At 41.7% G+C, this 13,365-nt stretch carries 10 protein-coding genes; 8 read left to right on the forward strand and 2 right to left on the reverse strand.

All coding sequences use genetic code 11. The features are described 5' to 3' along the window. The first annotated feature begins 4 nt into the window (after window positions 1-4). The 6 genes from J2T13_RS14330 to J2T13_RS14355 all read left to right on the forward strand — a co-directional run bounded on the left by J2T13_RS14330 (window position 5) and on the right by J2T13_RS14355 (window position 7,570). Window positions 5-1,432 carry an MDR family MFS transporter gene (locus J2T13_RS14330; protein WP_429372365.1) on the forward strand — a complete coding sequence of 476 codons (1,428 nt, stop codon included), beginning with the start codon at window positions 5-7 and terminating at the stop codon, window positions 1,430-1,432. A 227-nt stretch (window positions 1,433-1,659) separates the two neighbouring features. Next, window positions 1,660-1,974, forward strand: a complete 315-nt coding sequence (locus J2T13_RS14335) for a hypothetical protein (RefSeq protein WP_429372367.1) — start codon at window positions 1,660-1,662, stop codon at window positions 1,972-1,974. Window positions 1,975-2,645: 671 nt separating this feature from the next. Next, window positions 2,646-3,932: a DEAD/DEAH box helicase gene (locus J2T13_RS14340; RefSeq protein WP_429372472.1), complete on the forward strand. Its 1,287-nt coding sequence runs from the start codon at window positions 2,646-2,648 to the stop codon at window positions 3,930-3,932. Window positions 3,933-4,209: 277 nt separating this feature from the next. Beyond that, window positions 4,210-4,734 (forward strand): DUF4241 domain-containing protein, encoded by a 525-nt coding sequence (locus tag J2T13_RS14345; protein WP_429372369.1) that lies wholly within the window; start codon window positions 4,210-4,212, stop codon window positions 4,732-4,734. A 218-nt stretch (window positions 4,735-4,952) separates the two neighbouring features. Next, window positions 4,953-6,308 carry an arsenic transporter gene (locus J2T13_RS14350; protein WP_429372371.1) on the forward strand — a complete coding sequence of 452 codons (1,356 nt, stop codon included), beginning with the start codon at window positions 4,953-4,955 and terminating at the stop codon, window positions 6,306-6,308. Window positions 6,309-6,658: 350 nt separating this feature from the next. Further along, the gene (locus J2T13_RS14355; RefSeq protein ID WP_429372474.1) at window positions 6,659-7,570 is read left to right on the forward strand and encodes a VanW family protein; all 912 of its coding nucleotides are present in this window, start codon (window positions 6,659-6,661) and stop codon (window positions 7,568-7,570) included. A 20-nt stretch (window positions 7,571-7,590) separates the two neighbouring features. On the opposite strand, the gene J2T13_RS14360 is transcribed toward J2T13_RS14355, so the two are convergent. After that, window positions 7,591-8,427: a patatin-like phospholipase family protein gene (locus J2T13_RS14360; RefSeq protein WP_429372373.1), complete on the reverse strand. Its 837-nt coding sequence runs from the start codon at window positions 8,425-8,427 to the stop codon at window positions 7,591-7,593. Window positions 8,428-8,665: 238 nt separating this feature from the next. Next, the gene (locus J2T13_RS14365) at window positions 8,666-9,403 is read right to left on the reverse strand and encodes a spermidine synthase (RefSeq protein ID WP_429372375.1); all 738 of its coding nucleotides are present in this window, start codon (window positions 9,401-9,403) and stop codon (window positions 8,666-8,668) included. A gap of 259 nt (window positions 9,404-9,662) precedes the next feature. On the opposite strand from J2T13_RS14365, the gene J2T13_RS14370 reads away from it, so the two are divergent. Next, window positions 9,663-11,417, forward strand: coding sequence for an ABC transporter ATP-binding protein (locus J2T13_RS14370; protein WP_429372376.1), 1,755 nt, complete (start codon window positions 9,663-9,665; stop codon window positions 11,415-11,417). Beyond that, the gene (locus J2T13_RS14375; protein ID WP_429372378.1) at window positions 11,398-13,242 is read left to right on the forward strand and encodes an ABC transporter ATP-binding protein; all 1,845 of its coding nucleotides are present in this window, start codon (window positions 11,398-11,400) and stop codon (window positions 13,240-13,242) included. The genes J2T13_RS14370 and J2T13_RS14375 overlap by 20 nt, the downstream gene beginning before the upstream one ends. Window positions 13,243-13,365: the final 123 nt, after the last annotated feature.

The following is a 13,365-nucleotide window of genomic DNA, read 5'->3' on the forward strand; positions in this document are numbered from 1 at the left end:
CAGTATGGAGACATCAAGAGTACAAAGATCAACCTTCTGGACGATCCTAATTGCTGTGTTTTTCGGTAACTTTATGGCATCGCTCAGTACAACAACGATTAATGTGGCTTTACCTGTGTTTATGAAGGATTTTGATGCTAGCCTGAATACGGTGCAGTGGATGTTGTCCGGGTTTATGATGGCTACAGGTATTATTGCGCCGATTATAGGTTTTATGGGGGATAAATGGAGTAATAAGCGGTTGTATGTGTTTGCTTTAGCTGGCTTTACCATTGTCTCTGCACTATGTTCATTTGCGTGGAGCATTGAATCTCTAATTGCTTTTCGAATCTTGCAGGGGTTGTTCAGTGGAATTATAATGCCTACCACGATGACGATCATATATCAGACGATTTCGAAGGAGAAGCAAGCGGTTGCCATCAGCTACTGGAGTATATCGGCAATGCTGGCTCCTGCGCTTGGTCCAACCATTGGCGGATGGTTAACCGAGTTATTCGGATGGAAATCGTTGTTTCTAATGAACATCCCGATCGGGCTTATAGCGGTTATTGTCGCGATACGTTTCATTCCAAGTTATAAGCTGAGCCGCAGTAGCACACTAGATTGGATCGGCTTTGGAGCTGTGCTGATAGGGACCAGCTCATTGCTCGTTGCATTTAGCGAAGCTCATAGCTGGGGGTGGGCTGGCTGGAAGACGCTTGGACTTGTTGCTTTTGGACTGATTATGCTTGCTTACTTTGTGATGAGAACACTGCGTATAAGTAATCCGCTTCTGAATTTACGAGTATTAACCATACCCCGATTTACTTATGGGTTGATTATTAACTGTGCCGTTACCATATCTCTATATGCCGCTACGTTATTGGTACCAATCTATATGCAAAATATTCAGGGCGCATCTAGTTTTACAACGGGACTAGTTATGTTCCCAGGTACGCTGGTCATGGTGTTGGTTTCTCTAGCTGTAGGGCGGCTTTACAATAAAGTGGGTCCTGCGCGGCTCATATTTACAGGGTTAATTCTGATGGGAGTGGCCACTTGGGCACTTACCCATGTTGGCTTGACATCGAGTATATTATTCGTTACGGCCTGGCTTGTCATTCGTTATGCAGGGATAGGATTCTGCAACATGCCGGTAACCAATGCAGCCATGTCTGCCGTACCTAGAGAAAGTTCGGGTCATGCATCGGCTGTAATGAACTGGATTAGACAGGGCACCGCCGCGTTATCGATCAGTTTGTTTAGTTCGATTCTGTCATCTCAGACTTTAGCACATCTGGAAATAGACGAGGTGACGCCAAAAGTTGCGCTGTCGCTCAGTATTCAAGATGTATTCTTGATTGGAACGATTATTATCATTGTGACGATGCCACTTACGTTGTTGCTCCGTAAGCGTAAAACTAAGGAGCTAGAGACAGGTTTAGTAAGTTAATAGCACTAATGATTAGGATGCTAAATGATCAGGAAGCTGTCCCGAAAGGTCTAAGACCTTTTGGGACAGCTTTATTTTTCGTCGTGTGCAAGGGATTTATATAATTTGGTTCAGGGCGGGCACGGGTAGGGTTATAACAATATATATTTACTATGATGTAATTAAATGAGAACATAGTATGCGCATGGGCAGAGGGCTCATGTATTTCAATTAGGGGGGAATCAAGGTTGAGACAATTCATAGGTGCGTTCTTATTGTTAGTTCTCGTTGTTGTAGGGGGATGCATGCCTGCTTCGAAGATTTCAACAGATCAAGTGAAGGCATTCATAAATGATGTGAAGAACTCAAAGGCCTTTGTGAAGGAACTGGATGTTCAGTTTAGACCCACACAAATTGAAATCATTTATATAGTACATGAGAACATAGATAAGACGGATCGGATGGATCTGTTAAATAATACGAAAAAGTTAGTAAATAGTGAAAAATTTGATGAGGAGGTCATTCAAGAAGATTATTTGCAGAAATATAAGTCCGAAGGATAGCCTGATATTGCGATCCTCTTTGATGCAAATGATGATGGGGAATACGATTATCAATATACCTCTATTTATGATGAAGGCGAGTTGAATAAGGTGGACGGATCATCCTATGCTGAGTGGTATTATCACAAGGATATGGGTGCAAAGGGTGAAATTGTGGATAACTAAAAATAATATGAGCCGTTTTTCACTTTTGTGGATAATTAATACGATGTTATACGAATTTTCATACACTTGTACACCGGTTATCCCCTGTATCAACAGTAGGGGGCAAATATTCGGGGTAGGGTAGTAACGCGAACAGCCTCCCAATCAATTTCATAATCGCCGATGCATCTAAATCGATTTGCGTAATTATGAAATTGATTCTTGATACTCTATTCCTTATATTTCCGCTGAAACGGGTGCCGTCTTTGAAAAAGGACGGCATTGCCGTTTCTACTTGCGTAAATATAAGATCGGTGATAAGTGGGTATGTTGTATAATAGAACATTTCGAATATCAATCCATGAAGCAGGTCAAATCTCACTACTTTTTTTTATTCAATGGTGTTATAATAATGTGTTATGACGTAAAGGAACGGATTGTGGAGACGTTACAAGAAGCGTTACAAAGATATTTTAAAGTTTGTAATTAACAATATATGTATTGAGAATGAAGGAGATACAATGACATTGACATTTAATGACTTGAATATTATACCTGAGATACTAAAGGCTTTGAGCAAAGAGAACTATACTACACCAACACCTATACAAGAACAGGCGATCCCAGCTGTGTTAGCGGGCAAAGATTTTCTTGGGTGCGCTCAGACAGGAACAGGGAAGACAGCCGCTTTTGCTGTACCGATGATCCAATTGTTAAGCGAAGAGAAAAGTAAACCGAACGCGGGGCGCCGGATTCGTTCATTGATTCTAACACCAACAAGAGAACTGGCTCTTCAGATCGCTGAGAACATTAAATCATATAGTCAATTTACCGATGTGAGTTGTACAGCCATCGTGGGTGGCGTATCGCAAAAGGTTCAGGAACGGGCGCTAAATAATGGTACGGATATTATTATTGCGACTCCAGGCAGACTCATCGATCTAATAAACCAGAAGCGTATTGATTTACAACACGTCAAAATATTAGTTCTCGATGAAGCCGACAGAATGTTGGATATGGGCTTTATTCATGATGTGAAGAGAATTATTGCAAAAATGCCAAGCAAAAAACAAACGCTGTTCTTCTCGGCAACGATGCCACCTGAAATTTCCAAAATGGTTAAATCGTTACTGGTTAATCCTGTGAAAGTAGAAATTACGCCTGTGTCCTCTACGGTGGATAGAATTAAGCAATCGGTTTATTTGCTAGCTACGGGAAACAAGCAGGATCAATTGAACCATCTTTTAGAAGATAAAGCAATTGTTACGGCACTGGTGTTCACCCGTACCAAACGTGGCGCTGATCGTGTTGTGCGTGATCTGACCAAAGTGAACGTCTCAGCTCAGGCTATTCATGGTAACAAGTCTCAAACAGACCGTCAGAAGGCATTGAGCAATTTCAAGAGTGGGGTAACACGCGTGTTAGTTGCGACGGATATCGCAGCAAGAGGAATTGATATTGAGGAACTTTCTCATGTGATCAACTTCAACCTTCCGAATATTCCAGAAACCTACGTTCATCGAATTGGCCGTACGGGTAGAGCAGGACTAAGTGGGACCGCTATTTCCTTCTGCGAAGTAGATGAACTACCGTTCCTTAAGGATATTGAGAAATTGATCGGAAAGAGCATTCCTGAAGTGAAAGACCATTCCTATCCGATGCCGCGAGGTTCACATGCTGTAAAGGTGGAACGCTCCTCGAAACCATCAAATTTTGCGAAACCTAAGCCTGCGAATAAATCTAAAGTAAACCCAGCGCGCAAGCCTAAGGCTGAGTGGTTTAAAAAGGAAAAGGGAAGTAGAACAAGTAGATAACCGGATAGCGGAACAGACGGATAATGATGAATGTCTTGTTCTGCACTGTCTGACTATTATTATATAGAAGAAACGGCTGCGCCGTCCTTAATCAGGATGACGCAGCCGTTTCTTCTTTTTATACGAATCATTCGTTAATTCGTAAGCAGTTTATGAACATCAGCTTCGACAGCTAATAATCTATCGTTCAACACGCTAATCTGATGCTCATGGCGATCAGTGCGCTCTGTGATCCGACAATGTGAAGTCATTTAAAACTGTTATCGGAGGAATGATTATGATGATTCAATTAGGAAATTTTGAAGTGGCTTCTGGAAGTTTGCTTATATCTGATCCTTGTTATGAGCTTAATAGGGAAAGCATGAATATGGGCGTGTTAGATAAAGTGTTTAATGGAATATGGGTCAGTCAAGTAGAGAAGACGGAAGTTAGGGATTGGGGCGAAGTGTGTTCTAAATTAATGGCTTACCATAGTTCCGTTGCTGAGCAAGAGGAATATTTAGAATGGGTGAAATGTCCATTTTTTATTGGAGTGAATAGTGAACAAGCAGGAATCTTTGACCTCAATAAATATAGAATTCCTGATTCTGAACCCAAGGAGCGGGACTCGGAGAGAGACAGTGATTGGTATTTATCTTGTTGTGACATGACCGAGGTGGGTCATGAAGCTGGAGTGATAGATGGGGGTGTAGTTTCGCGTACCGGTATGGGAAAAGGGACCTATGGCGCATATATGGCCACCAATCATCAAAAGCAAATTATCGGGGTAAAGATTGTATTTATTAAGACTGCAGAATTCTAAGAGATTCGAAGTAGTTAACGTTACTTGAGAACCAAGGTCCATCATCTACAAGATGGGCTTTGGTTCTTTTTTTATTCTCTATTAAGTTTTAATAGATTTTACTATATAACCAGTTCCTACCTTCATAGAGCTGAATATATATATATAGATTGAACTAAAGTTTTCGCAAGAGGGGAGCTGTTCTATTTAAAATAAATGGGCTTGAGGGGGAGAACAATATGAGCTTTGGAATTGGAATGACTATCTTTGTTTTTGTTATGACCATGCTAGCGATTTTTTGGAGACCAGGTGGTATAAATGAAGCTTGGCCAGCATCCATCGGGGCAGGGGTAATATTGCTGACAGGCATGGTATCACTTGGAGACCTTGAGGATATCATCAGTAAGATTGGTGGATCCTCTGTTACAATAATGGCAACCCTTGTGATGGCTGTTATATTAGAAAGTTTCGGTTTTTTTAACTGGGCAGCTGCCCGACTTGCTATATTATCTAAAGGTTCAGGTTACCGTCTATATTGGTATATTCAATTACTATGTTTCTTCATGACTATTCTCTTTAATAACGATGGTAGCATATTAATTACGACGCCCATATTAATATTACTTCTATCAAGTCTTCGTCTCAAACAAGAAGAAATGATTCCCTATCTATTAAGTGGCGCCTTGATCGCAACGGCTTCTAGTGCACCTATCGGCGTAAGTAATATTGTAAATTTAATCGCCTTGGAAATTGTCCATATGACGCTCTATATGTATACCGTCATGATGTTCGTACCCGCAATCATAGGTTTGTTATTCATGTCTTGGTTAATGTTTATGATAGTGAAGAAGAAACTGCCCCGAAGATTGCCAGATTTAACAGAGGATATAGAGGAGAGCTTCTTCAACAAACATGTCCGCGCATTTCATGGAAAAATTTCTATCGAGACAAATAGTAAACGTACTAAGTCGATGTTGAGATTATTATTGTTTGTCTTTGTTATGCGGAGTCTCCTCTTTGTAGCTTCCTATTTCGCAATTCCAATGGAATGGGTTGCCGTATTTGGCTCATTAGTGTTGCTTTTCTGGAGATGGTACCATTTGGGCGCGACACCTTTGGATATTATTAAAAAGGTGCCTTGGCATATCTTCATATTTGCCTTCTCGATGTATGTCATTATTTACGGATTACACAATGCCGGACTAACGGCGATGTTAGTAGAAATATGTGAACCCATAGTAACCCAAGGATTGTTGCAAGCGAGTTTTATGATGGGGTTACTGGTCTCCATTCTATCTAACCTCTTTAATAATCATCCTGCTTTAATGATCGGAACCATTACTTTAACAGAAATGGGATTAGATTCGATGACATTAAAGATGATCTATCTTTCCAATATTATTGGTAGTGATATCGGATCCTTGCTATTACCTATTGGAACGCTGGCCTCTCTTCTGTGGATAAATATCTTACGACAACATGAGATTGAGGTTAAATGGAAGGACTATTTAAGAGTTACAATGATTGTAATCCCAATCACAACTATAGTGACCTTGATTCTATTATATTATTGGGTGCAAATGTTCTTCACTTAACTTTGTGTATCAACAGAATCGATTGGGTCGATCGCGATCCCATCGATTTTCTGTCGAATTACTGTATTCATCATTCGAATTTGTTGTTCTACACTGGATTCGTCAGGTGCTTTCACAATAAGGCGTGGTTATCCTTGACCTGCTATTTCTTATTCTGTTCCAAAAGGGAATATCTTTATGTATCAGCTCGTCAGATTTGATTCATACTATGACCGATGCTGACACATAGAATGAGCGAAAGACGAACCCTCATATTCTTGGTTTTTACTTGAACCTATAGAGTTTGGGGAGTGTAATCTTTAGTTTAATCTATATACATAAGGGGGAGTAGTACGTTGAAGTTTCATTTGATGATGTGTGTATTATTAATATTTCAACAATTCCACCCCATGGAGCCTTTGGTTATTGAGGATCAAGGAGAAGTAATAACTGAAATAGAGCATTCGGATTATACGATACCCATTCCCGGGGTACCCCTCGTTAAGGATGATCAATTAGATGTACTAATGGACAAGCTGGACCAGCAAGTATATCGGGCGCCTAGGAATGCGTTCATTGATGGAGGAGGTAGAATTATACCTGGACAAGTAGGGAGCAAGCTAAACCGAATCCAATTTAAGGAGCAGGTCTATCGTTATATTTTCGAGGGTAACTTCTCTAGATTGGACGTGCCTTTGCGGAATGTTCATCCAAGGGTGGATAGCGAGCTATTGGAAGCTATTATGGCTAAGAAGATTGGTAACTATTTTACATATTACAATTCAAATAACAAAAACCGTTCACACAATATCGGGTTGGCAGCCAAAGCTATCAATAATACGGTTGTTTTTCCTGAAGAGACATTTTCGTTCAATGCGATTGTTGGGAAGCGGACAAAGGAGAAGGGCTATTTACGTGCTCCAATTATTGTAAGGGGAGAAGCATCAGAAGACATTGGCGGAGGGATTTGTCAGATCTCATCCACACTGTACAATGCTGTCGATCGTGCTGGGTTGCAGATTATCGAGCGCTATTCCCATAGTAAGAATGTTCCTTATGTACCCCCAGGCCGCGATGCAACCGTAAGCTGGTATGGACCTGATTTTTCTTTTAAAAATAAATATAATCAACCGGTTCTTATACGAGCTTTCGCGCATGGGGGTCAGGTAAGTATTACGATATGTTCCTCAGATATGATCGATAATCAACCACGTGAAGTGCCTAGTGCATCTAAAAAAATACCAGAGGAAATCGTAAGCGACCTGAATGCCAATTCGATGTGAAAATAGTTAAAGTCTGAAAATTAATGAAATAACTTATGAATGTTATGCATACGGTTCATGGCCATGTCATAGCCTTGTTGGCAGCTATCTCGGAGTATATTGACATCCTTCTCCATGCTGTTGAGAGACTGCTCAGGACGAAGGATGATCGCCTTCCCCTCTTTCTCTAATTGTTCACAGAATGCCACAGTTTCATTATATTTATCGTGTCTTGTTAACAAGACTTCCTCGAGCTTCGGATATTTACGCTTCAATAGTTTACCGATCATCATATTCTGTTTACTGAATGCCTTCGTATAACCTTTCGGCTGGGTCAGAACGATGAGATGTTTGTCGTTACCGTCTGCAATGGCTTTACGAATGGGGATTGGATCGCTCAAACCTCCATCATAATATTTGGATCCATTCATTTCGATTGCAGGGAAGAATAGGGGGAGAGCACATGTCGCACGAAGCATAGTCCAATGTTCATCAATATCCATGCCATTAATGTATTCGGTTGTTCCTGAATGAGCGTTAGTGACACCCACGACCAGCTGGCCAGTATAGCTGTTGAAAGTTTCTGTATGAAAGGGAATTAGCGTCCTCGGGATTTCTCCAAATACAAAATCTAACCCAAAAAAGCTACGACAGCGCAGATAATTACGCAAACCAACATAACGGTTATCATGGCGGTATTTTTCCAAAATATCTAGATTTCTTCGCTTTTGTTTAGAGATATAAGAAAATCCATTGCTGATTCCTGCAGATACTCCAATGCAATAGGGGAACATCACTTCCTCATCTAGCAGTGCATCCATCACACCTGCGCTGAATATAGGACGAAGGGTTCCTCCCTCCAGAATAAGACTTGGCATGTATGATCCCCTCCAAAAATATAATTACATAATTTATCATTCTATTATGTTAATATGAACATATCACAACCTTTATTTTATCGAGTTTATTGCCTGAAATCAATAAGTTGTGAGATTTTTGTTGAATATCAATCCCCTAAGATTATAGGAATCGCTTTATATTAGTTCCCTGTATGAAGTAATAATATGTAAAAAATGTAACATTGATCTTATAGGGTGATGGCGTGGATTACGACTCTCAATCCACGATCATATGCCCTTCGGTGAGTTCGAACTCAATGAAGCCTACCATATGACGTGCTTGGTAATGGATTGGCTTATGGCTGGACATGATAATGATATTTAGGATGTCGTTGCCACCGTCTGAAGGTAAGAGAAATAATTTAGTATAAGTGTATTCTTTACTAACGGTTGTATAGATGGCCTTAATGAGCTTATCATGCTGACCTCTTCCCATCAGATTCATGAGAATGGCTCCATCAGAGTTGAGTTTTTCGCAGGTCATCTTAAAGAATTCTTTGGATATGAACTGCCGCGGAGTTCCCTTAGCGGTAAAGGCGTCTAGAATAATATAATCGTAGGTATGTGGTTCTTCGTTCGAGAGAATGTGGCGTCCATCCCCAATAATCACATTATCTTTACTGTAGCCAAAATACTGCTTGCTCAACTCCACTACTCTGTTATCGAGCTCCGCGATCTTAAATCGCTTATCTGCAAAATGACCAGCAATCGTCCCAATGCCATGTCCGATAATAAATGCATCTTCGAATAATGGGTCGTTAAACGCCATTAAGTGAATAATGGCCCGCGGATATTCAAACACGATGCGTTCCGGAAGATTCAAATCCAGCGCACCTTGGATCGCCGCATGCGAAAACTGTAGGACGCGAAAATTTCCCTTCTCGCCATATAATTCATCAGTGTCATAAACGGTTATTTCATGATTATTACTGAACTCTTTAAACAATAAATGCACATCAACGATCTCCTTTGAAGGTTAAGTTGTTAGTCTACAACTGAAATTATATACTAATATAACAATGATTGATGAGGTTCCACGATGAGGGGGAATCGGTTTACACTTTATTGTAGTATATCACTAGGTATAGTAGGTTATAGGAATTGGATCTAAGGATTGCGTTATAATAGGACCTATAGATTCAGAGTTAGTCTTCGTCTTTTGCTTAAACATTAATCATTAATCACTAATCATCTTGTCTACTAGGAGGAATGTTATGGGCATCATCTTTTCATTTTTGAAAAAGTATAGGGTTGCTTCAATTGTAGCTTTAAGCATGATGCTCATTGAACTGACTGTGGAATTACTCCAACCTTTTCTCATCTCCAAAATTATTGATGATGGAATCGTTAAACAGGATTTATCTGTCGTATGGTTGTGGGGTGGCGTGTTGGTGGGAAGCGCAATCTTCGCATTTATTGCTGGAATCTTAAGTTCATTCTTTGCTTCCCATGCGAGTCAGGGGTTGGGTTATGATCTTCGAGATCAATTATACAAGAAGGTACAGTCGTTCTCTTATTCTGTATTTAATCGATTCTCGACTTCTTCCTTAATCACTCGTCTGACAGGTGATATTTCACAGCTTCAGGATACCGTGTTTATGAGTCTACGGTTCATGACACGCGTACCTCTCGTGGTAATCGGAAGTGTGATTATGGCATTAATCGTGAATGTGAAGCTGGGATTGTTATTGACAATTACCGTTCCTATATTGCTGTTATTTGTTTTCTGGATGATGAAGAAGGCATCCGTGTTATTTCGGACGGTTCAGAATCGGCTTGATCATGTCAATGGCGTTATTCAGGAGAATTTAACGGGCATAAGATTAATCCGTGTCTTCGTACGTATGAGTCATGAAACGAGTAGATTTGCCAAATCTAGTGGAGAATTGATGAAAGGTACGATATCGGCGTTGCGACTAACGGAGAGTACCATGCCGTTTATTCTCTTCATGATGAATGCGGGGATCATTGCTATATTATGGTTTGGACGTAAGGATATCGCTACCGGAGGCGCAACAGTGGGCGAAGTCGTTGCGGTCGTCAATTATTCGTTACGAACGATTGGAGCTATGTCCGCGTTGTCATGGCTTGTCGTTACCTTCTCTAGAGCTTCTGCATCAGCTCAGCGGATCAAGGAGGTATTATCTACGGAGAATGCTACATATGAATTTATGTCTGATCCTAATGACAACAATAAAGTGAACCAGGCAGATCTGGAAGGCCGGGTGGAATTTGATGGCATTAGCTTTCAATATCCGGGTAGTGGAATTTCTGTATTGCAGGATATCTCATTTGAAGTAGGTGCAGGCGAGACCATTGCGATTATGGGAGCAACAGGAGCGGGTAAAACTTCGCTTGTTCAATTGATACCGAGTCTTTATGAGCAGGATAAGGGGGTTGTTCGGATCGATGGCGTCGATACACGGAAGCTTGATGTCTCGTGGTTACGTGGAGCTATTGGCTATGTACCACAGGAAGTGGTGCTCTTTACGGGCTCGGTCCGTGACAACATCGCTTGGGGTCTTGAAGATGCTAGTCTAGAGCAGATCAAGCAAGCTGCGAAGCGGGCTCAAATTCACGACACGATTGCACAGTTGCCGAATGGGTACGATACCATGCTTGGACAACGAGGGGTCAATTTATCTGGGGGCCAGAAGCAACGACTATCCATTGCAAGGGCTCTTGTCAGAAGCCCTAAGATTCTAATCTTAGATGACAGCACGAGTGCACTCGATGTGAGAACAGAAGCTGCATTACTTGAAGCACTAAAAAGCTTGTCCTGTACTACATTTCTAATAACGCAGAAAATCAGCTCTACGACTTCGGCTGATTTAATTCTATTACTTGATGAAGGTAGGCTGATTGAGCGAGGGAAACATGAGGACTTAATGGTAAGTTCTTCTCTATATCGCCGCATCTATGAATCTCAGTATGGGGAGGAGGCACAGCATGTTCAAAGCATTCATTGAGCCATTTCAGCATCCCGCACCGAAGCTTGATCAGGAGATGGATAACGGAGGGACTTCTGGGCGTAAGCCAAAGGCCAAAGCTAAAAATTGGTCAGGCACATTGCAAAGGATCTGGAGCTATCTTGCTCGTCGTAAAATAAAACTTAGCCTTGTTCTATTCATGGTTGTGCTTAGCTCTGCTCTTTCGCTTATGGGTCCATATCTGATAGGTATGGCTGTTGATGATTATCTGGGGGGAGCTGGGGGACAGACTTGGGTTCATTTCCTCATTGGATTGAGCACCGTATACGCGCTTTATTCACTTACCTCTTGGCTCCACAATGTTTGGATGATCGAGATCGCACAGGAGACCATCTATCGCATGCGGTTCGACTTATTCGCACATCTGCACAGACTCCCGATTCCATTCTTCGGTAAACGGCAACAGGGTGAGATTATGAGCCGATTGACGAATGATATTGAGAATGTCAGTTCAACGTTGAATAGCTCAGCCATTCAAATATTCTCTAGTGTATTGACACTTATAGGTACGGTTGCCGTGATGTTATGGCTTAGCCCTTTGTTAACATTGCTTACCTTTATCATTGTACCTCTAATGGTGGTGGGAATGCGCTGGATTACAAAGCGTACAGGTCCGCTCTATAAAGAGAGACAACGTAACTTAGGAGAATTGAACGGATATATTGAAGAGACATTGTCAGGTCAACGGATTATCAAGGCATTTTCCCAAGAGGAACGTGTCATTCGTGAATTAGCGGAGCGTAACGAGCGAATTAGACAATCTGGCTTCTGGGCGCAGACGATCTCTGGGTTCATTCCGAAGCTCATGAACGGACTGAACAATCTGAGTTTTGCAATTGTAGCGGGTGTGGGCGGGATTCTAGCCATTAAAGGCTCCATCACTGTCGGGGTTATTATTGTATTCGTTGAATATGCAAGACAATTCACGAGACCTCTTAATGACCTAGCTAACCAGTGGAATACTCTATTGTCTGCCATTGCAGGGGCGGAGCGTGTATTTGAGGTGTTGGACGAGGAGGTCGAGTCCAAGGATGAGGGGGCAGCGATAACCTTAGATACTCTAGAGGGCGCTGTTCGCTTCTCGGATGTTTCCTTCTCATATGATGAAGATGGGGTGGGAGAAACACTGTCCGGAATGAATTTCGAGGCCAAGCCTGGTGAAATGATCGCATTGGTGGGTCCAACGGGTGCAGGCAAAACGACATTGATTCAATTATTATCCCGATTTTACGATCCTAGTAGTGGGACTATTACCGTTGATGGGCGTGACATTACGACGATTCGACGGGAAAGTCTACGTTCACAAATGGCATTCGTTCTGCAGGACTCCTTCTTGTTCCAAGGAACCATCCGTGAGAATATTCGCTTCGGTAGGCTTGATGCAACAGACGAAGAGGTAGAAGAGGCCGCGAAGCATGCGAATGCCCATACATTCATTACGCGAATGACAGATGGATATGATAAAGTGCTTCGTGTGGATGGGAGTGGGATTAGTCAAGGGCAGAAGCAACTACTTGCTATTGCACGAGCCATTCTCGCTGATCCCTCGATACTTGTGCTTGATGAGGCAACGAGCAGTATTGATACCGTAACCGAGATTAAGATACAGGAAGGATTACAGCGACTCATGGAAGGTCGGACCAGCTTCGTGATCGCTCATCGGTTGAATACGATTCGGCAAGCAGATCGAATATTGGTGCTGAAAGAGGGACAATTACTCGAACAAGGATCACACGAAGAGCTGTTGGCACAAGGCGGATTTTATAGTGATCTATTTCATGGGGAATGGAAGCAAGAAGCTTAGCTTAGCGGCTGAAAACCAAAACCAGCGCTTGAGGAGTTAAGCAATTACTTAAGAAGATGGGGCCAGTCAAACGTCATCCTTATTTCCTGAAGTCTACATGCTTAAATGTTGATTTCATTTAAC

It is taken from the genome of Paenibacillus sp. DS2015, from assembly GCF_050433705.1.
Lineage (GTDB): Bacteria > Bacillota > Bacilli > Paenibacillales > Paenibacillaceae > Paenibacillus_AQ.